We start from the raw sequence: 25,118 nt of genomic DNA on the forward strand, positions 1-25,118 counted from the left end.
TCACATATGCAATTAAATTTGTAAATTAATCCGAATTGCCTCAAAGCCTTCTGCTTCTCCCAATTTTGCTTGAGCACCTCGGAAGATGGCTTTTCCATAGACCTGCTCTGGCTGTACATATTTCTTTTTGTTTTGATCTTTATGTTCCTGAATACTTTCTATTTTAATATCTACATACTGTTCAATATTTATAAAAACATTTGGTTGGAAGTCCTGGGTAGTAGAAGGGCTTTCATAGCATAATATAGTGCTCAGATTGCGGCAAGCACGCAGTGTTGCATCATGAACTGCTCTATGATCCTGATGTAGATCGTGAATTGAGTGTGTAAATACCATATCCGGTTTCAACTCGTTTACGATTATTTCGATTTTTTTGCTAATCTCCAAGATGAACTGGTCCAGTTTAGTATCAGGAAAATCCATAATTTCGACCTTATTTATACCTAAGAATTCAGCGCTTTTCGTTGCTTCTATAAGCCTAGAGGAACTATTACCCCCACGTTCCCCTTTGCTGACGATCAAGCTCATTATAGTGTTCCCTGCATCGGAAAGCTCTGCGATAGAGCCTCCACAGGCGATCTCGATGTCATCTGGATGGGCTCCAATCACCAAAATTTTCCTCGGTTTTGGACTCGGTTCAACTATCAATTTCATCCACACAATTCCTATCAGGAGTATACTCTGTCCTATGATGCCCAGGCAATCGGCAGCTAACTGGTACAATATATTTGAATCTGGGCTTATTAGGCAGAAAAATTGAAGGATAGCTGAAAAGATGTTGATAATTAATACGAGCCAAATAATGATTCTAGACCTACGGACCATTCTCTCCAGCGGCAGCTGTTTCGTTAAAATGAATATAATCACTATAGTGAAAATTATGTAATTAATCAGATGTGTAACGTTTGCCAAGTCAAACATATGTACTCTAACTCCAATCTTATCTTTTGGTTGGGGTTCCAATTTTTATAATTCTCTCAAAAATTTGGTGGTTTACTAATAGTCAGTTGATATTTTTCCAGAAGATACACACATTCGCATTCCGCTCTCTATTTCTTTTTCATATACACTCAATTTTCCTGTATGTAGACAAGCTTAAAAAACAAATGAAATTAAACAAATAGGACTTATGCTATTCATTTTTCAGTTCAACTGCTTATGTCCTAAAGCAAAGATGCTCTAAGACAAAATATCAACCATCCAATAACGCACAACCCATATTAGACATAAATGGAAAATCTTAGAAATACAGTAGTTTTCCTATAAAACTACTGTATTTTCCTCCTTTATCTTAACATATATTTCTTAATAATAGTTTTATCCAACCAATAATACAGTAGTTTTAAGTAAATGACTTTACTATAAACTATGTAAATTTATAAATTGACTTAAAATTTTTTGATTGACAGGGTAATTTAAATAGTCACAGTTCATGACTCCCACATTCGGCAGGTCGACATAAAAATCCATTTAATTTTTCTATTGATATCGTTTTTTTTCAAAACTTTTACAATTTTATTTAAATCAAAATTTCTAAATGTTAACCATTACATAATTAATATATATTTATAATAAATGGGAAAAATGACAAATGAAATTTGATATACAGTCTGCATGACACTGATTTAAAACTGAACCTACAATAAAGAACACTTGAAACTATTTAAATGTTATAATGTGCTTGCTGCCGAATGTAGGATTTTTAGAGATATCAAATATTTAAAAGTAAAATTTAAATATAATATATTCTGTACTGTTCTATAAGTTCTGTAAAATCACAATTGGAACTAAACTGAGAAAACGCAGAAGGTTTCAATAAACCTCTATGTATACTCAAATATTCTTAAAAATTTACTGCTAGAATTAGCATAAATAAGACTAAAGGGATGGATTTTAGGAAAATCGATGTAGAAAATTGTAATTATGATCTACGAAGTGGATCTGCAAACAGGCTACGCAGCATAATAAAAATTTATTGTGCACTATAAAGAGACTAAATTCAAATGGCTTTAATACAGTTATTTTCTTAACAATACTGTATTTTTACATTGATATATTTTATTTCAATGACAAAAATACCTAAAAATCTATAGAATAACCAGTAGTTTTATAGGAAAACTACTACATTTATCTACACGATCGTACAAAACCAATGTCAGATAAGTAGATTAAGTTAAGTAAGACAACAACTTCATAATCTCACATCTCATCAAACTATGACTTCTTTAGTTGTTGTCTTCTTAAATCTTATTTAGTATCCTTTTTCCGTATGTATTCCAAACTAAAATTTGATTTTGAATTTACAGAAAACGCATATGATATTCTTTGAATAACAGGCACAAATAAATGAAAGTACTCTCCCCTCTCTTTTTTGACTATTAATCCCTCATTACCTTGGGTAGTAATGTTGTCCGAATTTTGGTTTTTCAAACCATTGCTAAACTAATCAGTGAATTGCCATAGAATGTTTAAATTTGAGAAGGAGTAAAAAATCAAAAGGAGCATGGAGAAGCCAGTTTTGTTCCGCACTTTCATGCTAATTATAAATAATTCCTACAAATATAATTCACGCGGTTGATTTGAAAGCAAACCTCCAAAGATTTTAGACCAGCTAGGTTATTATTCTTTTTAACTATCTGTTCTAAGAACACCCCATTCCATTAATCTTTTTTTGATCTGGTGCATCTCTATATCCGTAAAGCTGAGTCCTTGATAATGATAAAGAGATGTCTGAGGATCGTGTCCCTGTCTTTGGTAAACTTTAAAAGGCGGTACTCCTGAACTTAGCATCCAAGATTCAATACTTTTTCTTGTAGTTTTTGCTGAGATTCCAAATGGATTAAAATCAGTTTTAACAGCCCATCTTTTAAGGTCTTGGTTCCAGGTGTCAATATCTGGAGGAGCGTGCCAGTTAAAAAATTGATCAAGAATATAGGGAAAAGTTGAGGGTAACAAATCAATGGTTCTCTCCTTCGCTTTTCGTTTCACTTTCTTCTGTGCATCTTCATTAAGACGAATTTGGTTCCTGCTCTCAGAGTACCATTCAGGATGATCGTATAGCCTTTGAATTTCAGCATACCTCATGCCAGTGATTGTTGATAGCTCAAAAAGAGTTTTATGTCTCTTTTTTGGAATTCCTGCCTTAAACTTATCATATTCTACAGGAACAAAGATACGGATTCCATTTACATAAATGGCTTCTTTGTCCCTTGTAAATCCTGAAACCGGATACTTTTCTTTCATTTATTATTATACAGTTGTTTTTCATAAAAATACTTTATTATTGTTTGACTAAAATTTGTATTGGTGAATGTCCCTTGAGATAATATGAAAAATACAGTATTTTGATAATAACTACTGCATTTAATTATTAATATTATGTTAAGACATTGAGAGGAAAACCAATAGTACTAACACCTATTAAAGTGAGATCACAGTAAATGTGTGGGGAACTCTCCCTTAATCCGCGCGACTCATCTTACATTAACGGTTCATCCCCACGCCTGTGGGGAACTCAGAATCGGTTCTCATTTCGATAGGTATGCATCCGGTTCATCCCCACGCCTGTGGGGAACTCTTCTCATATCCTTTCCATTTCCCACAAAATTCCGGTTCATCCCCACGCCTGTGGGGAACTCCAGCTATAGGAAATCAAATGCCAGAGGGAAAACGGTTCATCCCCACGCCTGTGGGGAACTCGTATCGCGGATAATACGAATAATCACAGAATCCGGTTCATCCCCACGCCTGTGGGGAACTCTGTTTGAGACTAGGATTCATAGAGACGTTAAGCGGTTCATCCCCACGCCTGTGGGGAACTCATCCTAGTCTCAAACACTACTTCTCCATATCTCGGTTCATCCCCACGCCTGTGGGGAACTCGTTTCAGTGTTCTTTGTGGATTCTCCTTCCCAACGGTTCATCCCCACGCCTGTGGGGAACTCTTATGCATATGTCGACGGGTTGACAAGCGGGGCGGTTCATCCCCACGCCTGTGGGGAACTCTCTATGGCACGTTTGGTACTGGTAAAACGATGCGGTTCATCCCCACGCCTGTGGGGAACTCGAGGAGGGTGCATAATGACATTTTCATTGTGGCGGTTCATCCCCACGCCTGTGGGGAACTCGTCATTACAGATTTTGATTACTTCTAATGCAACGGTTCATCCCCACGCCTGTGGGGAACTCATCAAGACCAATCACGTAATTTGTCCGTGACTCGGTTCATCCCCACGCCTGTGGGGAACTCTTTCTAGTTCCCGTTATGATATTGCGGTACAACGGTTCATCCCCACGCCTGTGGGGAACTCCAGCGGCATGCCAGTGCAGAGGAGATGGGGAACGGTTCATCCCCACGCCTGTGGGGAACTCCTCACAATAACATTTTCCATCCTGTTCAATCTCGGTTCATCCCCACGCCTGTGGGGAACTCCAGAGCAGTTTCTTCACCTACACTCCCGTCAGCGGTTCATCCCCACGCCTGTGGGGAACTCATATGAATTAACCGCACCAACTGACTGTAAAACGGTTCATCCCCACGCCTGTGGGGAACTCGCGGATGCCTGCCATGACCCTTCGTTTGCCGCCGGTTCATCCCCACGCCTGTGGGGAACTCACCTAGTGATAAAAAACGGAGATTGTTATGAACGGTTCATCCCCACGCCTGTGGGGAACTCCCAAGTTCTTTATTGTCTTTGTCTGATAGAACCGGTTCATCCCCACGCCTGTGGGGAACTCGACATCTTTAAATAGTTTGCACTCTATTATTACGGTTCATCCCCACGCCTGTGGGGAACTCAACATCAATCAGGGAATATACACAAGAGGCATCGGTTCATCCCCACGCCTGTGGGGAACTCTTATGTACACTAGTGAGGCCGTTGTTAGGGACCGGTTCATCCCCACGCCTGTGGGGAACTCAATTCTAGACATGTCCAGAAGGTCCCTTGAACCGGTTCATCCCCACGCCTGTGGGGAACTCTGTTTGTCTTTTATACTATTTGTCGGAAAAACTTTTCCGCTACTATATACAACGTTTTTTATAATGTATTTTATATAAAAAATAAAATATTTCAAAAACATAATATCTCCGGTTAATTTACTCTTCTACTTTAGTTTCGGGCATGAAGGATATTAACTTTATTCCATCCATTTCTCTTGGAATTCTGCGGTTTTCGCCGAGAACTTTGAAATCGAATCCTATTTCATTTCTTGCGGACCAGATCATAATGGCGCTTCCTTCAATATTTCCATCATTGAATTCGGTTTCTACATTCTTCCATATCATGTCCCTTACCTTGACCGAATACTCTCCTACATATACTCCAGCCCTAATTTCCAGAAGCCAGAGCGTCAGTCTTCCTCTTAGCCGAGGCGTTGTCTTTTCAAGGACGATGACCAACATCATTAAGTCCCCTTTCATTTGGAATTGCAGGAGGAATGGATTCCGGAGGCTTTTCAGGAATAGGAAGAGCACCTGCAGCTAAAACTTCTTCTATGGTCGGGATTATTTTTTTCAGAAGCCTTGTTTCTCTAAACGCATCTCTGCAGGCGAGCCTTACAGCTCTTTCAGGATTTGAAGGAGCTTTAGATGCCACCTGAAAAGCCACAGGCACAACAGTTTCAAATTTAAAAAGATCAGCAATATCATAAATAAAAGACCTGGGCTTCCCGGTATGAATAAATCCGATTGCAGGCGAATAACCGGCTGCAAGAACTGCCGCTTCAGTAACTCCGTAAAGGCAGGAAGTGGCAGAGCTCAAACATTTGTTTTGCAGATCTCCAGTATCCCAATCTGCGTAGTCATAGTAGCGTCCGTTCCACTTTATTCCGGCTCTTTTCGCTAAAACTTCATAAAGTTTTTTTACCCTTGATCCCTCTATCCCCCTCATTTGTTCTACGCTGTAGCTCTCCGAGAGTTTTTCATTAAAACGCATTTCATACATTTTTCTAACAACTTTTCTTCGTGCCTCGTCATTTAAGGCAAGCTGTGCCTGGTAAAGCAAACGATCCGCCCTTGCCCCTCCCGGCTGTCCGGCAGAATAAAGCCTGACCCCAGCTTCCCCAACCCATATCAGGAGGCAGCCTACCTGCGCTGCAAGAACTGCTGCTGCATGCGATACCCTGCTTCCCGGTTCAAGCATCAGGCATGCAATTCCCCCAACAGGAATCTGAGTTCGGACGCCGTTTTTGTCCACAAGGACAAAGGCTCCATCTATAACATCGAGCTCTCCTTTCTCAAGAAACAAAAGAGAAAATCTCTCTTTTATCGTAATAGGTTTCAGTTTTGGCAGCATGCTGGTAAGTCCCCATCACAGTTAATTCTCATCTTGCAGGGCGGATAAGCATTAGTCCACATCCAAAACTTTTTGCTGGGCCAATCCCCTTGTAGAGTGCGTTTATTAGAGATTCAGGGTTTGTTACAGTTAATATCCCAGAAAAATCAATGGTACTTATATTTACACTGTGTTTCCCTTTTACCCCACGATTTTTATCTTTGGGCTTAAAGAACCTATTACATCGATAACCTGTAGCTATTACCTGCCCTTCCTCTACTTCAAAACCATTGTTATCTCCTTTTTTTCTGAGCCATTCAAATCCCTCTTTCTGGACTATTTCGGGAACTTGAGGTCTCTTGTTTTTTGAAATAACTTCTTTTTCCATTCTGGTCTTTGCGTCCATCACAACATCATGTCGATGCTGATGAGGTTTCCCATTTTCATCCTCGTCCCATCTTGTTACAATAGGATTAGCTCTCAATGAAAAAACAAGCTTCTGACCTGTGGAAAGCAGAGGTTTGTATTCCTTTGATTCTATTTGCCATAAATCTACATTTGCTTCAGGTTCTTGCTCCGACAAAATATAAAATAAAGGAAAACCGTTTTTTTCATCCTGCCTGTACAAAAAATCCCTTTGTTTATCAGGGTTACTTGCAAATAGAGACCATATAATACGGTGAAATTATCTCCAAAATTCCAGGAGAGCTTCCAGAACTCTTTATTTGTCACAATATCAGGTTTTAAGTTTGCTTTACTTAGATACATCTTATTCCCCCAATTCCAGCATCGTATAGTGTTCTTTTCTATCAGCAAACTGCCACCTTTTTCGGCTCAGAGTAAGATCTCTGCGAGTAACCGTATGAACTGGTACAAGTCCGTCCTCTTCACCTTCCCAGTAAAGCCTTACTTGCCCTGATTTATTCAGTAATTTGAGAAATGCTTCACACTTAAACTCAGCTTTTTCGAGAGCTTCTTTTAGACTTTCTCCACTAACTATTTGAGCTTCTACAGGCAGAGCTGGAGGACAGGACTTTCTTCCCAGATATAAGACAAACTCAGGCTCTTTTAATTTGTTTTCAATCAGTTCCAAAGAATAGGGGCAACCTTCAGGACATTTTTCTTTTGCCCAGATAGCAATCGTATACAAAGAGTCGCTATAATAGTCTCTTGTAGAAAGAACTGCTGTTAATTTCTCTTTCTCAACTGCAAGCTCATCTTTTCGGGAAAGAATATGTTTCTGCTTTTTTATCGAACTTGTCGAGGGGATCTGTGCTGTGTGATAATCCCTTAAAAAAGTTCCCGGATAATTCACAAGCACGGCAAAGTTATAAGCTTCTGCAAGTTTCTTGTGTTTACCGTCTTCACTCCTTCTGATACCAATTGCCGCTGCAAGAAGTCCCATCACTGACGATTTTGAAGGATGGTCATATGAAGGCCTATGTGTCCCTACAGCTATGTCTCCCCAGGAAGCAAGTGGTCCGTAAAGCCGAAAGAGAAGATATTTTTTCATAATTTCACCTTTCAGCTGGCTTTACTCTGCTACGAACTTCAAAACTTCTTGGAGTGATCCTTCCCCTGTGTAAGCGTTCATTTCAATTTTGTTTTCACAGCATTTTCCGTAAACGCTCTCAATTTTCTCATGAGTACTATTAAGTTCTTTTATGGCACTAGCAAGGAGATCTTTTTCTTCTAGGGCTTTCAGGAATGCAACAGAAAGTGAACGTGGCTGCTGTTTTCCTTTTTCTGCCAATACGTACGAGGCATAAGCTCTTGAAGCAAAGCTATTTTGTTTTCCGGTAGGTGAGACTGTTAAAGCCGATTCTGTAAAAGCTTGGAGAGCTTTTTTAGTGAGTTCCCCATCTTCTCCCAGATTCTCTTTGAGTAAATCACGGTTTATGCATATATAAATATAAAACAGTCCTGCTGCGAACTCGGTTTCTCCTAAGTGTCCAGAACCCATGTCTTCTTCTCCATTATTGAGGTCGTCTACTGCCGTAAAGAAATCATCTTCGACTGCAACTTTATGGACTGTTATTGCATGGGAAACCTGCACCGCAGCTTCCACGTTATACTGAGTATTAGCTGCAAGCATCCTTCCAAACATTGCAATATCAACGGCAGTATTATTCTTCCTCAAAATATTTTTATTTTCTTCCGTTAATTCCCTGCCGCTTTGTGCAAGATCTATAATTAACTTCTCAATAGTCCCTATTTCTTCAGGACTGAAGTGAGCAAGCTGTTCTATTTCAAATCCTTCTTTTTTCAATTTTCCAAAAACTGATGCAATCTGTTTTGAAATTTCTCCAGCTTTCTTTTCCTCCATTTTTGGATATGTAGTTGAAAACTCAGGTTTTCCTTCAAGAATATCAGTCAATTTTACACCAGTTGTTAGGGCCTTGTACACAAAATTTCCCATTTCTTTTGTTCTGATACCTACATGACCTGAAAGCGCTTCTTTAAAAAGATCCGAAGCCCTCCAGGCTCTTTTCAAGCTTTGCGAAGAGATTCTCAGGCGCTGGGTCCCGCCCATTACTGCAGTCTTTGGCCTTCCGAGGTCGTCCCTGTTAAGGTTTGAAGGCGGGTACGATGTAAGTACATGCAACTGTATAAAGTCTGTCAATTAATTTTCCTCCTTATATTTTTGAATAATTTACTTTTTCTTTTCAACAGGTATATTTTCATAATATTTGTAAGCCAATCGCTTCTTTGTGCGCTTATTCCAGAAGTAAATGCTTTTTGCAAGATCGAAAATATTTACACGTTCATCTAAAAGCCGGACTATGCGTATCATTGTTATAAACAGCTCATTTCTGTCTTCTATCGTGAGCAGTCTTCTAAATCGGAGGTCGCTTACAGCAGCTTTCTTACTTCCGAGTTTAGGTGTCGCCATTTGGGCTGGAAGACTTGAATTCGTATCATTGCTTTTTACATGAGAGAGAACACCAGCTATTGCAGCTAATGCTTCTTGGTTTATTCTGAATCGGCTTAGCTTTATTCTCAGACTATGAAAAGAAGGAGTAAATGCAACTTCATTAATATTATGACAGTGTCTTAACTCTGCTCTCTTACCCCGACTTTCATCAAGATTTTCCCACCACTCAAAAAATATCTGGCGGATTTCGGGGTCGGAAAAGGATATCGTGTTCTTATTTCCCAATCTGGATCACCTGTATTTATCATTTTGTTGGATTCTTAAGAGGCAAATCTAAAATCTCCTTTACTTTTTTTCCGTTTTTAGAATTGTATTTGAGAAGGTCTCTACGGGCATCTGCTATGCGCTTAGGGTTTGCAATTCCTATGAAATCTGACTGGGAATATTCATCAAACAAATCCACAGCTTTCCTTGACAGATAATTCAACCATTTCAGCTTTGTTTCAGCTTTATTTTCTCCATTAAGTATTACTGTATGCAATTCATAGAGAATGTTATAAAATTCGGGTTCTGTATCTTTCCAGAATCGACTTTCTATGAAAGAAAAGCTTCCAGTTACTTTATGATCTGGGTCAAAGATTGCAAGTTTTATGCAACTTTTTATATTATTCAAAATATATTCAGAGATTTTTACCAGTTGTATTGTTGTTTGCTCGTAATCTAGTTTAAAATTCTCTTCTACCGTAATTAAGGGCATTTGCCCTTCATACCAACATCTTGTAAGAATATTATTGTGAATATCGTACCCGAAAAACCAAATTCGAGGTTCATGTTTAAAAAAAGAGTCTACATATGAAAGTTTTAATCTTCTTTCATGGAATTTGTGAATTGTTAAGGCATTTTCCCCTATTTCACTGCTGTTAAAAACAAATCCAGGCCAGTATTTGTAGGTTATTCCTCCTTCATTCATATGATAGGGAAATTTTCTATCTTTATTGTTGTAATAAGGAGTAAGTGGGTGCCTCCACAATTCTCCATATGCCTCTCCATAGGATTTGGTAAAATAACTGCTTATCGGATTTTTTATTTTAGACCCACAAACATCACATACGCAGTCTTTTTCATCTGGGGGATAGTCGACTACTATTCTTCGAGGCATAGCCCAGAAAATCCGTGCAGGATTTACATTGGAAAGGGAAACCTCTCTGCCATTTTCACTTGTACGGGTTGGTGCCATCCAGGGAAAAATATCGGTATCATTAATTTTCATGGCGTTTCCGTGTTTTTCATTATTAAATTCTTCACTTTCAATAATATTTAACCAGATAGTTTGCCAGAGATATTTTCCTCCAACTATTGTTGTTAGTGGTCCACTTCCTCTTAATGATGTACGATGCCCACGCCCTCCTTGAGGTGCATTTGTCTGTAATGTGAATAGAGCCATGGCAAGGCAGGGTCTACAAATCTGTTTTACGGTCCCACTTTTTATAAATAGATCTCTTCCCTGGCTCTCAAGCAAGAGCATTTCAATAGGAAGTTCATCTTTTTTCTTAAAATCTTCAACCTTAAGCTCATAATCCTGCATAAAACGTGCTCCATTTCCATCAAGATCAAAAGCATGAGCCACTTTTTCAAAGGCATTTTTCAAGACTTTTGGAGACGGTGGATTCATCAACACATTTTTCCAGGCTCTTTCATCCGTTGGAGGCATTGTTGTTTGCACAAGGCCTATAAGAAACTGTATAAGTGCTCCATTAAAATCGGGACGAGAAAATGCCAATTCCACAATTTGGTTTTCTAATTCGAGGTCTTCAGTAAGCTGCCAGGGTGCAATGGTTTCTTTTGTTCCATCCTTTTTTTGGACTGGTATCCACTTTTCGTGAATCAGATTAAATGCGATGTTTTTCCCTCCTTCTTACTTTTCTACACTTAAGCCCATTTTCTGTTTATAGCGTACATGTACTTCGTTATTGTATTCATCTACAGCAATACCTGTCCATTCATTGTCGCTCGCTGGGGACATTGGGACAAGTATAGACCACTTTCCTTTGTCCGGCATTGAATCCAATGCTTTTTTGACTTCAACTTTCAGTGTTTTTTCATAGGTTCTAGATTTTTTAATCTTGCTTTTTCTTACACTTACTTGGCTTAGTTCCCAGGAATAGCGCTTATCTTTAAAAAAAGGAGTAAGATGTTTTCCATTCCACTTTGCAAGTCTAACTAATAGCGTTTCTTCACCAAGTCGGGTTGGCGTTATTAGATCATCAACCCATTGAGTAAGTGTCCTTTTGTATTCTTCCTGAAAATTCAATGAATTCAGATTAGCCGCATCAATTTTTGCCCTTGATTCTCCTTCCGCTTTATCTTCCCATATCCTTAAATTTGGAGCAACTGTTTCTATTGAATGTTCTCCAAAAACACCCTCAATTAGAAAACGCAAATCTTCAGGGACAGTAAATTGTCCTCTTTCCGCTAGCAGACGAGCTGTAAGCCAGAGTTTACCATGGTTAGGGTATACGAAGGCAGCTTTAGGGAAAAAGTCAGCATACCAGTTTTCCGGTGGATTTTCGGTAAGCTCTGGAGAAAAAATGCCAAATACGGGCACTCTCTGGCTACCATGTTTCGAGTGCCGCTGGAGTCTTCCTACCCTTTGAATTAGCAGATCGATGGGTGCAAGATCACTTATCATATAATCAAAATCAAGATCCAATGATTGTTCTATTACCTGAGTTGCGATCAGGACTCTTCCTTTGCGTGTAGATTCATTGGATTCTTTTCCAAAAGTCTTCAAAACTCGATTCTCGATTTCTAAGCGCTCGCCCATGACAAAACGAGCATGGAAAAGATCTACTTTTTCTTCTCCCAGTATGTTTACGAGTTTTTCATAAGCATCAACTGCATCATCGACAGTATTTCTTATCCAGCAAACACACTTGCCTTCTTTTGAGGTACTAACAATCTTTTCTTCGACTGAAACCTGTTCATTAAAAAATTCTACATAGATTGTTCTTCCAGTTCCTTCGCGAGTGCCAATTTGAATTTCTTCTGTATCCATCTCACTTACATGAGTCAGGAGCGGATAAGCTGTTTCTTTTAGACTTCCGCAGGCTACTCCTAATCCTTTGCAAAAGCTATCTGTCAATCTCTGTCTGAGTTTTGCAGGAATAGTTGCAGAGAGCAAAATTGCGCTGCCCCCTAGAGAGGCATGAAGTTCAAGTAATTTACATAATAAAGTGTTCATGTATGAATCATAGGCATGAACTTCATCAACTATCAGTACACTGCGAGTCAAACCAAGTATTCGAAGGGACTGGTGGTATGTAGGAAGAACTGCCATTATAGCCTGGTCTACAGTTCCTACTCCTACATCAGCTAATAGCGCCTTTTTTCGGCTGTCTGCAATCCATCTGCTGCACTGGGCAGAGATCGTTTCATCTTCTGTGGTTCCAATCCTGCTGTATTGTTTAAGCTCTTCTACTTCGCTAAAACCTATTGAAGTCCGAAATTCATCAGAAAGATAGTTCCCGCTGTGAGCTAACACTAGCGAAGGGTCTGAATTTTCCTGGTAAAAATTTCTGTAGGTCCTTACCAGCCTTTCATACATCGCATTGGATGTTGCCATAGTTGGTAGTGCAATAAATATACCATTAGCAAGCCCCACTGACATCAGTCTGTGTGCAAGAGTTAATGAAGCTTCAGTTTTTCCATTTCCTGTTGCTTCTTCGATTATGAAGAGTTGAGGAATCTTTTCTATGGGACACGAAGATACATGTAACTGCAGTGGACTTGGAGTCTTAATATTAGGGAACAGAACTTCCATTCCTGTATTCAAGGAAACTGTAGAAGGCAAAACTCCAGAGTCATATAGAGCTTCCTTGGCGTTTTTAAGTGCATGCCGGTTCCAGTATTCCTCAAGTGGCATCGGCTCAGAAATATATTTGAAATAATTGTTATTGGACCCTATCCAGTCACACAATACAGTAAGACCTGCAAGTAACCAGGACGACTTTTTGAATTTTAATATCAGATTTTCAAAAGGATCTCCACTGTCGTCATCTCTTATTGCAGCATTGAAGTCTGTACCTGAAAACAACTGGAGTACACTTTTTACGAAAATATAAGCAATCTCAGTATCTTCTTCCGTGAAAAGTTCTTTGCAGTTTACAGGAACGCCGTGAATTTCATATTCCGGAGGTTTTCCATGATGGCCAGCAACTGCTTTTATCAATGGTTCAATCGCTAGATCCCAATCATAGATGTCATAATCCAGATTATTTAAATTAAGACAATTTTCATCCCACAATCTCTTCCATATGGAATTCCATAAGAAAAATCCCATACTATCATGCCGCAATATATAGGCCCTGTTACTCTCATGATGGCGGAGTTCTTTTAACAGTTCTGGCTTAAGGTTCTGAAACCTTTCTGAAAATTTTCCTAAGTCATGAACAGTTAGAATAAAAGGGATTAGAGATAGAGTTTCTTCCTTGTTGAAGCCTGTTAATTCTGTAATTTTTTTTGCTAAAAGCTTATCTTTTTCTAATAATACAGTCCCAACAGCTGCAACATCCAGACAGTGATATACAAGTAAGTGATAATTAGTTTCTTTGTCTTCAATAGAGCAGGATTTTCCCCAATTATTAAGCATTAAATTATTGCATAAGTTGTTCATGTTATCATCAAATTTTTCAAGTAAAATATATACTCATAAATATTAAACATTTATTAATTACATTATATATATACATTTCTAAAATTTATTGATCTGTTTAATATATAAAGTCAACAAATAATTCATAAAATATATCGTAAAACATTTAACCCAACCCAGCAATACTAAACATCTAATGTCGAAGCTTACACTAATCTCCACAATTTATTCCCTAGAGCCTGTTATCATCTGTATGACCAGGCTTTCCCCTTCAAAAATTATACTGCTGTCAGAGGAAGAGGCACCTGAAAAGAAGGTGCAGTCTGAAGAAATGATCGAAAAAACGTTTAAAAATGCTCTCGAAGTTGAGAAAAAGTATACGTCTGTTTATGACACTGTGCGCGTAGCAAAAGACGTTTCAGAATTGATTGAACAGGAACATGCCAGTGGCAATCAGGTAATTGTAAATGTGTCTGGCGGACGAAAGCCACAAGCTTTTGGAGCGCTTTTTGGGGCGTATGCAAGAAATGATATGGTACAAAGAGTTGTGTATGTTACCGAGGAAGACAGTTTTATGATTGATTTTCCAGTGCTGAGTTTTAATCTATCGGAAACAAAAAAATTGATACTTGAAGAGATCCAGAAAGGAGTTTCTTCAGTTCCCCAAATAGCCGCAACTGCCGGAATTTCAAAAGGAATGACTTACAACCATCTTCGGGAACTAAAAGCAATGGGATATATAACAGATGGCGAAAACGGGTACGTTATAACTGATGCTGGAAGAATTGCCTCAATTTGATTTGGAAAGTCCGGCGTGAAAATTTATAGTGCGCTCACGAGTTAATTACACTTTTTAAACATTCTCCTATACAATGGGAACAATTAACTTACTTTGCTCACCTGTTTCAAACTTTAAATTTACCTATTTTTCCGGATAATTACAGGAACGACCTTCTTTTTTCTCAAGGGCCTGCAGGTATTCGAGGACTGCGAGGACGTAGGTTGAGTGGGACCAGGCCAGGGGGAGAACGGATACAGGGTTACCTATGTCATCGATCTGTTCGGATAAGAGGCCGGTGGGGTGGGCGTGAGCTGCGCACCATTTTAGGAGTTCGAGAGCTCGGTCAAGGTTGCCAACTGCGGAATGCCACTGTGAGAGCCAGAGAGTGCAGAGAATCCAGCTGTTCATATAGCCAAAATAAGTATCGTGAAGGTACCTGGCGATCCCGCCTGAGGGGCGCTTAAGGTCGCATTCGATTGCTTCCATTGTCCGGACGACCCTGGGGTCATCGGGTGGGAGAATTCCGAAGTACCAGACTGCAAAGATTGAGGAATCAAGAGTAGGGTCGTCAAGAGAACGGCGGAAACGTTTTAGTCGGTTGTCGTAAAGTTTCTCCAGAATAGACTTCCTAATGAGGTCTGCAGCTTCCTTCCAGATGTTTGCATTGTCATAATCACCAAGAGAGCGGGAGAGTTCATAGGCTCCGTTGAGGCCGGCATAGACCGTACATGCGCTGTAGGTGTGTATGCCTTTTCGTTCTTCCCATAGGTCAAAACTCGAAATTGGAAGACCTGTTTTCGTGTCAATGGCTTTTATAAGATAGTTAGCTGTGGGAATCACAAGCTTTCTGTAATACCTGCCTGTGGTCCAGACACTCTTTGCAATTTCCCAGTTGTTATAAAGGGCATAGAGAGGAAGCCCTGTCTCGTCGATTTGAATCATAGGAACAGGATGCCATGTGCTCCCGAAGTCTCCGGCAGGTGTGTACTTGTGAAGGAAGTTTCCTCTTGGGGTAATGGTTTTTGAGAAAAATTCAAAAGTTTCAAAAGTCAGATGATGATACCGTGCCCTGTCGAGCGCAAGGCAGATCCAGGCTGCATCTCTTGGCCAGCAGTAGGTATAAAGGTCTGCCCCGAATTGCTTTATATCCGAATCGCAGGATGCAATTATCGAGCCCGTGATGTCCATGTGGGCGACAACTGTAAGGAGGCTTCTGTAAAAGCACTTTAAGACACTCTGTGGGAGTTGAGGCATTCGAGAAAATTCCGGAAGGACGGATACTCTCTCAATAAAAGATGTCCAGAAATTGAAGCTGTGATAGAAAAGGGTTTTTCTTCCGGCTTCTTTTTCCTGTTTATGAATCTGAAGTACGCTGCAGTACTTTTTTCCGAGAACTATCCAGTAGTGTAACCTTGTCGATTCTCCTGGCTTCAGTTCGGGAAGAGTCCAGCCGAGTGTGGAATCTACCGAACCGTGCGCTACAGGATTCCCACTAAGAGAGGCATCACTTTCCATATCTCTCCATGTGCCTTCAAGTCCTCTCCATTCAGCAGTTCCAACTGCATACTGGTCAAACGCAGGGTCACTTGCGTGCAGAAAATAACGATCGCGCTTGTAATGGATAAGCGTATGTTTATCGATTACAGCCGTTTCTCCGATTTTGGTCTCAAGAATTCGATAATTCTGGTTTGAGAAAAGGCGCAAATGTTTGGGTTTATTGGATGTATTGGTGACCTTAAAAGTCCTATAAAATATATTTACCGAGGGGTGAACAGCTTCCCATACAGTGATTCGGAGTCCGATTTCTGGATTTTCGAATACTGTTTCCCCTATATTGGAGACTACTCCCATACAGGCTTCAGGGATTTTCTGGTTGCCTTCCAGAATCTCGGTTTTCCTTCTTACGCTTTCCCTGTTCTCTCCTGAGGTTTCAAGGATACGCTTACAGAACTCTTCCTTAAATTCGGATTTATATCTCTGTCGAATATTCCAGTTTTCAAGCCAGCTGCAATAAAGAGAATCAAGATCGCATATGCCAACTTTTATAGAGTTTCCGTGATTCTCAAGTCCTACATATGGAAAATAGATATCCTTTATAGTTCCTTTTTCGTCTTCACAGATCAGGATTCTTCCATTTCCGAAAATTAGCGGCCTAATCCCAGATACCCCCTGTTTTTTTAAATTTTTATGACCCTACAAATACTACAACTCAGACATTTAAGCTTCAACTTTAAGCTTCGACTCAGTTTCCCAAAATATAGTGACCTAATCTGGTTGAATTACCTTTTTTTGAATATAACCCACTATAAAAAATGAATGTATTACCTCAAATAGTTTAGTACAGAATATTTTAATAAGAACCGGATTTTGGCTTTATATTTTGCTCATTTAGCCTTAAAATGTCCTGCTCATTTGCAATTCTAAATTTTAGGATAATACCGAAAAAATATGTTGTCAAAAATACTTCTTCCTGGTCTTTTTGCCGGCCGTAAGTACTAAATTTAGTTTCTAATAAACTGCCATAATATGGGTCGGTGAAAGATTTACTTTTATGAAATTATATTATTTTTTATTGAGTAACTTGCTTAAGTTTTTACAGGGTTGTAGAGGCCTTTGAATTAATCATTTAAAATAAGGATGGATTTTGTTTATTTTATTAATAAATATATATTTAAAGTTTTTCTCTCAAAATTACACTTTTAAAGTTTCATATTTAGAAGAGTAGTCTCAATTAAGCTTTAAAATAAAATTTGAAGAAATTTAAAGTTTTATATATTTAATTTATTTTTTTTGAAATTGTGGTTCTTGATAATGTTTTTTTTTTCGTACTAAGATCGGTGTTAAAATATGAGGTAACATGACTCTAAATTAAAATTAAACTCTCATTAATCTATTTAATAGTCAATAAATTAATTTTCTCCTTTATTTTAATTGAAAAATCTACACTAATAAACTAATTTATTTAATAAGGCTAAATACCCCCTAAAAAATAAATTCTTATTTTAGAAATATAAAAAATAGCTTTATATACAAGTCTGTCGATTTTGTGACTGTCAAACGGCGGATAGCCGGCAGACAATCAAAAAAAATAGGACTTAAGCAACTGAGCTAAAAATAGCGGTATAAATCTTCAAGCTGCATGAACCCTAATGTTCAGGGTAACTTTGCTCTTGCTTTATTCTGCACATCAAGTGCATTGGTCCTGAGGAGAACTCGACATGAAAAAAATTTTCTTGCCTATGGTTTTATTAGTGCTGGTTATACTTCTAATGCCTACAGCCCTAGCAGCAGGCAATGTAACAGTTAATGATTTTTCCTCTAACGTTACAAGTGGAAATGTTACTTTATATACAAGGTTTACGGGTGACGTCACTGGTAATGTCACTAACTGGAAATGGATATTTGAAAACGTAGAAACGGGAAATACTACTTACAGCAGTTTAGGAACATCAACCCATCATAATATTAAAAAGCCTGGCGTTTATAATGTTACGCTATTAGTATGGGGGCCTGAAGGAAATGACTCACTTACGAAAATAGCCTATGTAATTGCCAACAGGGACGGTTCAAACTTACCAGTTGCTGATTTCTCTGCATCTCCCACCTCTGGAAATTCTCCCTTGAATGTATCATTTACTGACAACAGTACGAATGCTACTTCCTGGTACTGGAAGTTTGGAGACGGAAATATTTCAAAAGAGACGAATCCAACTCACAATTACTCTGCAGACGGAGACTATACTGCTCTCCTGGTGGTAGAAAATAAGAATGGCTGGAGCACAAAAACTCAAGAAATATCTGTACACAATGGTCTTCCTATAGTTGATTTTAGTGCAGATAATTCCAGTGGCTCTGTGAAGTTTACAGATCTATCTCAAAATGCAACCGAATGGAACTGGGACTTTGGAGACGGGGACACTTCAGAAGATGAGAGCCCAACACACACTTATTCCGAAGCAGGAAACTATACAGTAACACTCACGGCAAGCAACGAAGCTGGATCTCTCTCAAAAGTTGATGTAGTAAACGTAACGGATGAAGCTATTGCCAACGAAGAGAGCAGCAGTAGCAGTAGTAGTAGTAGCAGCCACCATCACCACCACAGCAGCATTGTCGCTAGCAGTAACGTCAGTACTTCTAATGCAGTAATAAGTGTGAATGGTACAGAGTCTGAATCTACTGATATTGAGCAAAATGATAGTACAGCAACAAACTTTAGCGATAACGTAAGTGCGTCTCCTGAACTTCAAAGTAATGTAACAGAAACTGTGAATGAAACACAGTCCGAACCTGATACTCAGGGTCTCGAACAGGATAATGAAAGTGCAGCAGATTCTGAACAGACACAAAGTTCAAATGCTTCTGAAAGTGGAAGCGCAAAGTCGCCTGGATTCGAAGTGATTTATGGAGTAATCGGACTTCTTGGAGTGTCACTCTTTAGAAGAAGATAAAACATAGTCAATTGTAGCCAAATACGGAAATGATATAGTTATATCAAGTAAAGGCTTACATAAAAATTTAAGTAAGGAATTAACACAAGTTCGAGCAAGGAAAAACAAAACGAAGAGGATATATTCCTACTAAAAACCTATATTTCTGGTTCTTTCCATAAACCAAGTATAAATATTTATGGTAGAACAGAACCAAATCTGGCAAAAAGAGAATAGTTGCTTTATTTTGTCAGATTTGAAGGTTATTTTTTTCTTATTTTCAGGAACTTCTTTAGCTTCTATGGTTTTGGTGGGCTGGCCTAAAATTATTGCATACGGCTCTGATTATCTGTCATTTGCAATCTTCAGTTTATTTCTTGGTGCAAAATTTATTATTTTTGATTATAAAGATTATTTCATTTTAAGACAGCCTATGACTGAAAATTGTCTTCTTCATATACTGATTTTGATAAAGATCTTTTAATCCGTCCAGTAATACAATTTTAATTTCTTATTAAATATATATATACACTCGATAAGAAAGTTTATATTTTATTGCGCTGTCTTAGTAAATACCTTAAAAACGAATATTAAAAAAATCACTCACTACTGAGAATGCGTGTTTACAATGTCTTACGTAAAAAAAACATGCCCTGTTTGTGGGAAAGAATTCTTTGTTCTTAAAAAGGCAGAGGAAAAAGCAACTTACTGTACTCTGGAGTGTCTGATAAAAGCTCAGGGTAAAGTGGAATCCAGAGGTATAACTTTCCCGAGTCTTGGTTGAGTATTTGTAAGGTGAAAAAATTAAAAATGCGGAGAACATTCCTAAAAGGTATATGTTTTCCAATCTTTTTATTTTTACGTTTTCTTTTATTTCCTAGTGAGTTTTTTTGCAATCTGGGTTACATGTCTCCCCTGATAGCGGGCCATTGCAAGTTCGTTTTCTGAAGGCTGGCGGTTTTCTTCTGCTCCTGCAATCGTTGAGGCTCCATATGGACTACCTCCTGTAATTTCATCCATCCGTCTTTGACGGTTTTCTGAATACGGAAGCCCGACAATGATCATTCCAAGATGAAGAAGGGTAACATGTGTTGTGAGGATTGTAGATTCCTGGCCTCCATGCTGTGTTCCACTTGAAGTAAAGACACTTCCTACCTTTCCAACAAGAGCGTCTCTACTCCATAGTCCTCCAAGGCCATCAAAAACTGTACGCATCTGGGCTGACATATTTCCATAACGTGTAGGTGTCCCAAAAATTAGGGCATCTGCTCCTGCGAATACATCTTCATACATGCTCCTGGTCACAACAGGAATATGAGCAAAAAGATTTTTTGTTTCAATTGCCCCCATTTTTTCCAGAACTTCGTAAGGCAGGGTTTCAGGCACCTGATAAATTCCCACTTCAGCTCCTTCTACTTCTCTAGCTCCTTCAGCTATAGCTTCTGCCATTTTGTAAGTGTGACCATGAATACTATGGAATATCACGTTTACCTTAACCATTTGAATTCCCCTTAAAACTAATTGAAATGTAAGTAAAGCGGTTCCAATTATACACAAAATGGATTAATGATCCACGGAAAATCGGGTCCCTTCTTAAAAATAGTTTTCTGATGCCTTATATAACTTGTTAGCAAGAGTTGAGTTTTTCTCTCTGGCTCTGTACTCGTGATCTCCTGATCCTATTCTCTGTTTTATTTTTTGTCCTGTTGGGAGTACTTTGAGAATTAAAGAGGACTACAAATTCCTGAAAGATATGATCTATCAAAATAGTTATTAGGATATAATGCTTTATAAGCTGGACATGCCCTCTCTTTCTATTGTAATGCCTTCCATGAATGAAGAAGAAACCATCCGAATTTGCATAGAGAAAGCTCAGTCTATATTCAAAAAATATAGTATAGAAGGGGAGATAATAATTGCTGACAACTCGTCAGACAGGACTGCAGAGATTGCAGCGTCAATGGGTGCAAAGGTAATAGGCCCGATAAAAGGTTACGGAAATGCTTATCTCAAAGGGCTGGCTGAAGCAAAAGGAGACTATATTGCTATTGCTGATGCCGATAATACCTATGACCTGCTTGAGCTTGATAAGTTCCTGGATCCTCTTATGGCAGGAGACGCGGATTTTATAATGGGTACCAGGCTTAAAGGCGATATCAAAAAAGGAGCTATGCCCTGGTTGCATCAATATATAGGTAACCCTTTCCTGACAGGAATGCTGAATCTTCTTTTTGGGACGAAAATTTCGGACGCCCATTGTGGGATGCGAGCTTTCACAAAAGAAGCCCTTGAGAAAATGGACCTTAAAACTCACGGCATGGAACTTGCATCCGAGATGATAATTGAAGCCGCAAAATGCGGGTTGAGAATAAAAGAAGTCCCCATAACGTATTACTCTCGCCGGACTCCCTCCAAACTTCGTTCATTTCAGGACGGTTGGCGGCATATAAGGTTTATGATGCTATATCGCCCTTTACCTTTTCTTTTTCTACCTGGAGCTGTGGTTTTCGTCCTTGGAGCCCTGATAACCGGTTCTCTCCTTCTTACCGGAAATGTGGCAGAAAACAGGCTTCATTCCTTCATTTTAGGCTGTATGCTTTTGATCCTCGGAGGACAGATGATCTCTACTGGCGGTTATTTGAAAACATATGGCCTTATCCGCGGCATGTATCCTAATGATAAGGGAAACACTGCAAAATGGTTGAATTACCATTCTCTTGAAAAAGAACTGTTTGCAGGTTCAATTATACTTATTGCAGGCATCCTGCTCGGGCTAAAAGTAGTATACACATGGATCAGCTCAGGATACGGTTCTCTCTCGGAAGTGAAAAGTGCAGTTATTTCAATGGTATTTGCCTTTATCGGCCTTCAGATGATTTTTTCGGCAATTGTCCTGAGCGTAATGCTCCTTGAAGTTGACACAGACTGGTAAGTGGTTCAATGAAAATCGCTTTTGTGTACGATGCTGTTTATCCATGGGTCAAGGGCGGCGCAGAAATGCGCATACATGAACTGGGAAAGCGGCTCTCGTCCAGGGGACACGAAGTACACATTTTCGGAGTCAAATGGTGGGAAGGAGAAGATACTTTTGAGTATGAAGGCATGACTCTTCACGGCGTCTGTAAAGCTCGAAACCTGTATGTTAATGGTAGACGCTCGATTTCTGAGGCAATAATCTTCGCTGTGAAATTGTTCCCTGAGCTCAGGAAAGAAAATTTTGACCTTATAGATGTGAGTGTCTTTCCCTATTTTTCCTGTTTTCCCGTAAAAGCGGTTTCAATCCTGAAAAAAGTACCTTCAGTACTTACCTGGCACGAGGTATGGGATGATTACTGGTATGAATATTTAGGAAGGGCAGGAATTTTTGGATTGCTGATTGAGAAGGCTGTTTCGAAGTTATCAGAAAATAATATTGCGGTCTCGAAATGGACAAAGGATAGACTTGAGGGACTCGGTGTGCCTGGAGAAAAGATCGCGTTTATTCCTAACGGGATTGATCTTAAAAGAATCTCCGAGATTGAGCCTAACTGGGAAAAATTCTCTGTTGGCCCTGAAAATAAGGCTTATGATATTATTTTTGCAGGCCGGCTTATAAAGGAAAAAAACGTTGATTTGCTGATTAAAGCTGTAGCTCTTCTTAAAGCCGATTTTCCAGCTCTCAGGTGCTGCATTGTTGGGGATGGACCTGAAAGGGCAGCACTAGTGAAACTTGCAAAGAGAAGTGGGGTTTGCGAGAATGTCGAGTTTGCAGGTTTTCAGGAGTATGGGGCATTGATCGGAAAAATCAAGGCTTCAAAAGTGCTTGTGCTGCCTTCAAGCCGGGAAGGGTTTGGGATGGTGGTTATCGAAGCTTTTGCCTGTGGAGTTCCTGTGGTGACGGTTAGAGCAAAGTATAATGCTGCACAGGGGCTTGTTGAAGATGGGGTTGATGGGTTTATTGTGGGGCTTGAGGAAAGGGAGATTGCAAAAGCTGTGATAAAAATTATTGGAAATACCTCAAGGAACAAAAAAGCTTCAGAAGCCGCATTGCGGAAAGCTGAAAACTATGACTGGGAAGAAATAGTTAAAAATGTTCAATTAATGTTTGAAGATTGTATTAAAAGAAATTAACGCTTAGTTTATCTGCATAAAAAGATTGGATATTCTCTGTTTTAAGTGTAGGCATGAGTGTTTTCTATTCAGGCACTTCTCTATTCAGGTACTTCTCTATTCAGGCACTTCTCAATTCAGGTACTTCTAACACGGGCGAGTTGCTAAAAGAAACTTAGTCTATTTCTATTTCAAAACATTTCTATCTTAATATATTTATATCCTAACTTCTTTACATTTTAAAATATTTATATTTTAGGATATATTCGTTCTCTAAACTACATTTACAATAAATTAATAGTACTTTACTTTTTAGATACGGTTTTTTAAGAACTCCGATAAGTTTTAATTTTGCTTTTTAAGGTTTACTCCGAATTTAAATGTATAATAAAGCTTCTTTCTTAAAATTATTCTCTTTAATCTCTTTATCGTGAGAAGTAAGCTTATATTTAAGCCAGCTAATTTCAAGGTTGTCAGCAGGTTGATAGCCTGCAAGAAAAATGGAACAATAAATAAGTCAAGAATGGATGAGAATATGAAGATGACAAAATCACTAAAATCAATTTCCCGTTTTGCAACGGTACTAATGGTGTTATGTATTCTCCCTTCAGGAGCCTATGCTGCAGAAAACAGTCAGAAATTTGTTCCTGCACAAAACATAACTGAAGAAAATTTCACCGACGTTCAGGCCGATATACTTGATTCTACCAGTGAACAAATTGCTAACCTTCAAAGTTTCTATACTAATGTAAGTGAAACATCCAACGCCTCAGAGCTTCAGAAAGTTCTGCTCAATCAGGCACAAGCGAACGGATGCGGACCGGATGGGAAGCACAGAGGACCTGAGGGAATGAATCAGGGACCCTGTGGAATGCCTGGATTATTTAATCTTGATCAGGTTGCAAATGTAACTGATGACAATTACACTGATGTCCAGACCGATATTGTCAGTTCAATCGGAAATATGACTGAGATGCTCAACAAGCAGCTGGAAAACAATACTGATGAAAACAGGACTGAGATGATCAATGAACAGATAACTGAGCTTGAAGATTTATCCACTAATGTGAGTGCAGCTTCAAGTGCAACAGAACTGCAAGAAGTTGTATTAACTCATATGAAGACTCAGGCTGTTGACTCAATTGAAAAAGAAATTGAACACATTCAAGCTAAAGTGAGCGAGAGTGAAAACATAACCGATGATAGCGGTGAGAATGTCACAGAACTCAACGACAAAATCACGGAACTCACCACTCTAATGGACAATATCAATGCAACTGAGTCCCTTGAAGATCTTAAAGAGATTATGTCCTCTTCACAGGGAATGCCGGGAATGGGTCATGGAATGGATCACGGAATGGATCACGGAATGTGTCCCGACCAAAATCCTATGCAGCGCGGAGGTAACTTCTCAATGTGCCCCGGAAGAATTACTGAAAACAGTACCGATAACAGCACCGAAGCTTAAGCTTTGAATTTAAAGCTTGATTAAAGTGAGATGGGAAATTAACAAGGAAAGGAGACAGGAAGTTAAAAAAGGATTATATTAAAAATCATCTTTCTATCTTTTTTCCAGATATCTTTAAAAACGAATACTAAACCAAAACAATACTAAACCAAAATGTACCTTAAACCAAACCAAAACTTACTTTAAACCAAACCAAAAACGTACTTTAAACCAAACCAAAATACACCTTCAAACCAAACCAAAACTTACTTTAAACCAAACCAAAACACACCTTTAAACCAAACAAAACTTACTTTAAACCAAACCAAAACACATCTTCAAACCAAACCAAAACACACCTTCAAACAAAAATCCATCTTCTAAAAAATAGACACTTAGATTGTATAGCATCTGTTGAATGTCAAATTACCTCCGTTACAGGTTCAGTCAAATACGTGGACACTTTCTCTATGGACTATTAAAAATCCATGATGGCTGAACCACCTAACAAATTTAAATTTCACAATAAGTTCTACCTCCATCTTATCTATATCTTTGGAGAACAGGAGA

The 25,118-nt window shown here is 38.8% G+C and carries 18 protein-coding genes and 1 CRISPR repeat array; of the genes, 6 read left to right on the top strand and 12 right to left on the bottom strand.

Annotation, left to right across the window (positions count from 1 at the left end; all coding sequences use genetic code 11):
• Positions 1–12: 12 nt before the first annotated feature.
• The 10 genes from MSBRM_RS04020 to MSBRM_RS04065 all read right to left on the bottom strand — a co-directional run bounded on the left by MSBRM_RS04020 (position 13) and on the right by MSBRM_RS04065 (position 13,798).
• Positions 13–723: a PIG-L deacetylase family protein gene (locus MSBRM_RS04020; RefSeq protein WP_230629262.1), complete on the bottom strand. Its 711-nt coding sequence runs from the start codon at positions 721–723 to the stop codon at positions 13–15.
• Positions 724–2,628: 1,905 nt separating this feature from the next.
• Positions 2,629–3,243, bottom strand: coding sequence for a site-specific integrase (locus MSBRM_RS04025; RefSeq protein ID WP_048119669.1), 615 nt, complete (start codon positions 3,241–3,243; stop codon positions 2,629–2,631).
• Positions 3,244–3,487: 244 nt separating this feature from the next.
• Positions 3,488–4,981: direct repeats of the CRISPR family, unit length 29 nt; unit sequence CGGTTCATCCCCACGCCTGTGGGGAACTC.
• A 117-nt stretch (positions 4,982–5,098) separates the two neighbouring features.
• The gene (cas2e, locus tag MSBRM_RS04030; RefSeq protein ID WP_230629261.1) at positions 5,099–5,407 is read right to left on the bottom strand and encodes a type I-E CRISPR-associated endoribonuclease Cas2e; all 309 of its coding nucleotides are present in this window, start codon (positions 5,405–5,407) and stop codon (positions 5,099–5,101) included.
• Entirely contained in the window at positions 5,385–6,296 is a 912-nt protein-coding gene (gene cas1e, locus MSBRM_RS04035) for a type I-E CRISPR-associated endonuclease Cas1e (RefSeq protein ID WP_048154627.1), read from the bottom strand. The genes cas2e and cas1e overlap by 23 nt, the downstream gene beginning before the upstream one ends.
• Positions 6,297–6,324: 28 nt before the next feature.
• Positions 6,325–6,951 (bottom strand): type I-E CRISPR-associated protein Cas6/Cse3/CasE, encoded by a 627-nt coding sequence (gene cas6e, locus MSBRM_RS04040; protein WP_080943669.1) that lies wholly within the window; start codon positions 6,949–6,951, stop codon positions 6,325–6,327.
• A 93-nt stretch (positions 6,952–7,044) separates the two neighbouring features.
• Complete coding sequence (gene cas5e, locus MSBRM_RS04045; RefSeq protein WP_048154630.1) at positions 7,045–7,788, bottom strand: type I-E CRISPR-associated protein Cas5/CasD; 744 nt, start codon at positions 7,786–7,788, stop codon at positions 7,045–7,047.
• Positions 7,789–7,809: 21 nt separating this feature from the next.
• Positions 7,810–8,898 carry a type I-E CRISPR-associated protein Cas7/Cse4/CasC gene (cas7e, locus tag MSBRM_RS04050; RefSeq protein WP_048154633.1) on the bottom strand — a complete coding sequence of 363 codons (1,089 nt, stop codon included), beginning with the start codon at positions 8,896–8,898 and terminating at the stop codon, positions 7,810–7,812.
• 30 nt (positions 8,899–8,928) lie between these two features.
• Positions 8,929–9,435 (bottom strand): type I-E CRISPR-associated protein Cse2/CasB, encoded by a 507-nt coding sequence (gene casB, locus MSBRM_RS04055; RefSeq protein ID WP_052712687.1) that lies wholly within the window; start codon positions 9,433–9,435, stop codon positions 8,929–8,931.
• 19 nt (positions 9,436–9,454) lie between these two features.
• The gene (gene casA / locus MSBRM_RS04060; RefSeq protein WP_048154636.1) at positions 9,455–11,050 is read right to left on the bottom strand and encodes a type I-E CRISPR-associated protein Cse1/CasA; all 1,596 of its coding nucleotides are present in this window, start codon (positions 11,048–11,050) and stop codon (positions 9,455–9,457) included.
• Between the two features lie 15 nt (positions 11,051–11,065).
• Positions 11,066–13,798 carry a CRISPR-associated helicase/endonuclease Cas3 gene (locus tag MSBRM_RS04065; protein WP_048154639.1) on the bottom strand — a complete coding sequence of 911 codons (2,733 nt, stop codon included), beginning with the start codon at positions 13,796–13,798 and terminating at the stop codon, positions 11,066–11,068.
• Between the two features lie 199 nt (positions 13,799–13,997).
• On the opposite strand from MSBRM_RS04065, the gene csa3 reads away from it, so the two are divergent.
• A complete protein-coding gene (gene csa3, locus MSBRM_RS04070; RefSeq protein ID WP_048154642.1) occupies positions 13,998–14,600 on the top strand; it encodes a CRISPR-associated CARF protein Csa3 in 603 nt (200 codons plus the stop codon).
• A gap of 123 nt (positions 14,601–14,723) precedes the next feature.
• Here csa3 and MSBRM_RS04075 read toward each other — a convergent pair whose 3' ends face one another.
• Entirely contained in the window at positions 14,724–16,433 is a 1,710-nt protein-coding gene (locus tag MSBRM_RS04075; RefSeq protein ID WP_080943670.1) for a glycoside hydrolase family 15 protein, read from the bottom strand.
• A 1,367-nt stretch (positions 16,434–17,800) separates the two neighbouring features.
• On the opposite strand from MSBRM_RS04075, the gene MSBRM_RS04080 reads away from it, so the two are divergent.
• A complete protein-coding gene (locus MSBRM_RS04080; RefSeq protein ID WP_048119645.1) occupies positions 17,801–19,033 on the top strand; it encodes a PKD domain-containing protein in 1,233 nt (410 codons plus the stop codon).
• 607 nt (positions 19,034–19,640) lie between these two features.
• Complete coding sequence (locus MSBRM_RS20750; protein WP_176722094.1) at positions 19,641–19,796, top strand: hypothetical protein; 156 nt, start codon at positions 19,641–19,643, stop codon at positions 19,794–19,796.
• Between the two features lie 86 nt (positions 19,797–19,882).
• Here the strand turns inward: MSBRM_RS20750 and wrbA are convergent, their stop codons facing one another.
• Positions 19,883–20,512 (bottom strand): NAD(P)H:quinone oxidoreductase type IV, encoded by a 630-nt coding sequence (gene wrbA / locus MSBRM_RS04090; protein ID WP_048119642.1) that lies wholly within the window; start codon positions 20,510–20,512, stop codon positions 19,883–19,885.
• A 283-nt stretch (positions 20,513–20,795) separates the two neighbouring features.
• Between wrbA and MSBRM_RS04095 the strand changes: the two genes are divergently transcribed.
• From MSBRM_RS04095 to MSBRM_RS04105, 3 genes are all read left to right on the top strand, one after another.
• Positions 20,796–21,944 carry a glycosyltransferase family 2 protein gene (locus MSBRM_RS04095; protein ID WP_048119640.1) on the top strand — a complete coding sequence of 383 codons (1,149 nt, stop codon included), beginning with the start codon at positions 20,796–20,798 and terminating at the stop codon, positions 21,942–21,944.
• 8 nt (positions 21,945–21,952) lie between these two features.
• Complete coding sequence (locus MSBRM_RS04100; RefSeq protein WP_048119638.1) at positions 21,953–23,122, top strand: glycosyltransferase family 4 protein; 1,170 nt, start codon at positions 21,953–21,955, stop codon at positions 23,120–23,122.
• A 520-nt stretch (positions 23,123–23,642) separates the two neighbouring features.
• Positions 23,643–24,569: a hypothetical protein gene (locus tag MSBRM_RS04105; protein WP_230669038.1), complete on the top strand. Its 927-nt coding sequence runs from the start codon at positions 23,643–23,645 to the stop codon at positions 24,567–24,569.
• Positions 24,570–25,118: the final 549 nt, after the last annotated feature.

Source organism: Methanosarcina barkeri MS, assembly GCF_000970025.1.
Lineage (GTDB): Archaea > Halobacteriota > Methanosarcinia > Methanosarcinales > Methanosarcinaceae > Methanosarcina > Methanosarcina barkeri.

What these genes read in the sequence shown, in the direction of transcription:
- MSBRM_RS04025 (WP_048119669.1), bottom strand. Translation starts at nt 3,243, where the DNA reads ATGAAAGAAAAGTATCCGGTTTCAGGATTTACAAGGGACAAAGAAGCC.
- cas2e (WP_230629261.1), bottom strand. Translation starts at nt 5,407, where the DNA reads ATGATGTTGGTCATCGTCCTTGAAAAGACAACGCCTCGGCTAAGAGGA.
- cas1e (WP_048154627.1), bottom strand. Translation starts at nt 6,296, where the DNA reads ATGCTGCCAAAACTGAAACCTATTACGATAAAAGAGAGATTTTCTCTT.
- cas5e (WP_048154630.1), bottom strand. Translation starts at nt 7,788, where the DNA reads ATGAAAAAATATCTTCTCTTTCGGCTTTACGGACCACTTGCTTCCTGG.
- MSBRM_RS04065 (WP_048154639.1), bottom strand. Translation starts at nt 13,798, where the DNA reads ATGCTTAATAATTGGGGAAAATCCTGCTCTATTGAAGACAAAGAAACT.
- csa3 (WP_048154642.1), top strand. Translation starts at nt 13,998, where the DNA reads ATGTCGAAGCTTACACTAATCTCCACAATTTATTCCCTAGAGCCTGTT.
- MSBRM_RS04075 (WP_080943670.1), bottom strand. Translation starts at nt 16,433, where the DNA reads ATGGGAGTAGTCTCCAATATAGGGGAAACAGTATTCGAAAATCCAGAA.
- MSBRM_RS04080 (WP_048119645.1), top strand. Translation starts at nt 17,801, where the DNA reads ATGAAAAAAATTTTCTTGCCTATGGTTTTATTAGTGCTGGTTATACTT.
- MSBRM_RS20750 (WP_176722094.1), top strand. Translation starts at nt 19,641, where the DNA reads ATGTCTTACGTAAAAAAAACATGCCCTGTTTGTGGGAAAGAATTCTTT.
- wrbA (WP_048119642.1), bottom strand. Translation starts at nt 20,512, where the DNA reads ATGGTTAAGGTAAACGTGATATTCCATAGTATTCATGGTCACACTTAC.
- MSBRM_RS04095 (WP_048119640.1), top strand. Translation starts at nt 20,796, where the DNA reads ATGCTTTATAAGCTGGACATGCCCTCTCTTTCTATTGTAATGCCTTCC.
- MSBRM_RS04100 (WP_048119638.1), top strand. Translation starts at nt 21,953, where the DNA reads ATGAAAATCGCTTTTGTGTACGATGCTGTTTATCCATGGGTCAAGGGC.
- MSBRM_RS04105 (WP_230669038.1), top strand. Translation starts at nt 23,643, where the DNA reads ATGACAAAATCACTAAAATCAATTTCCCGTTTTGCAACGGTACTAATG.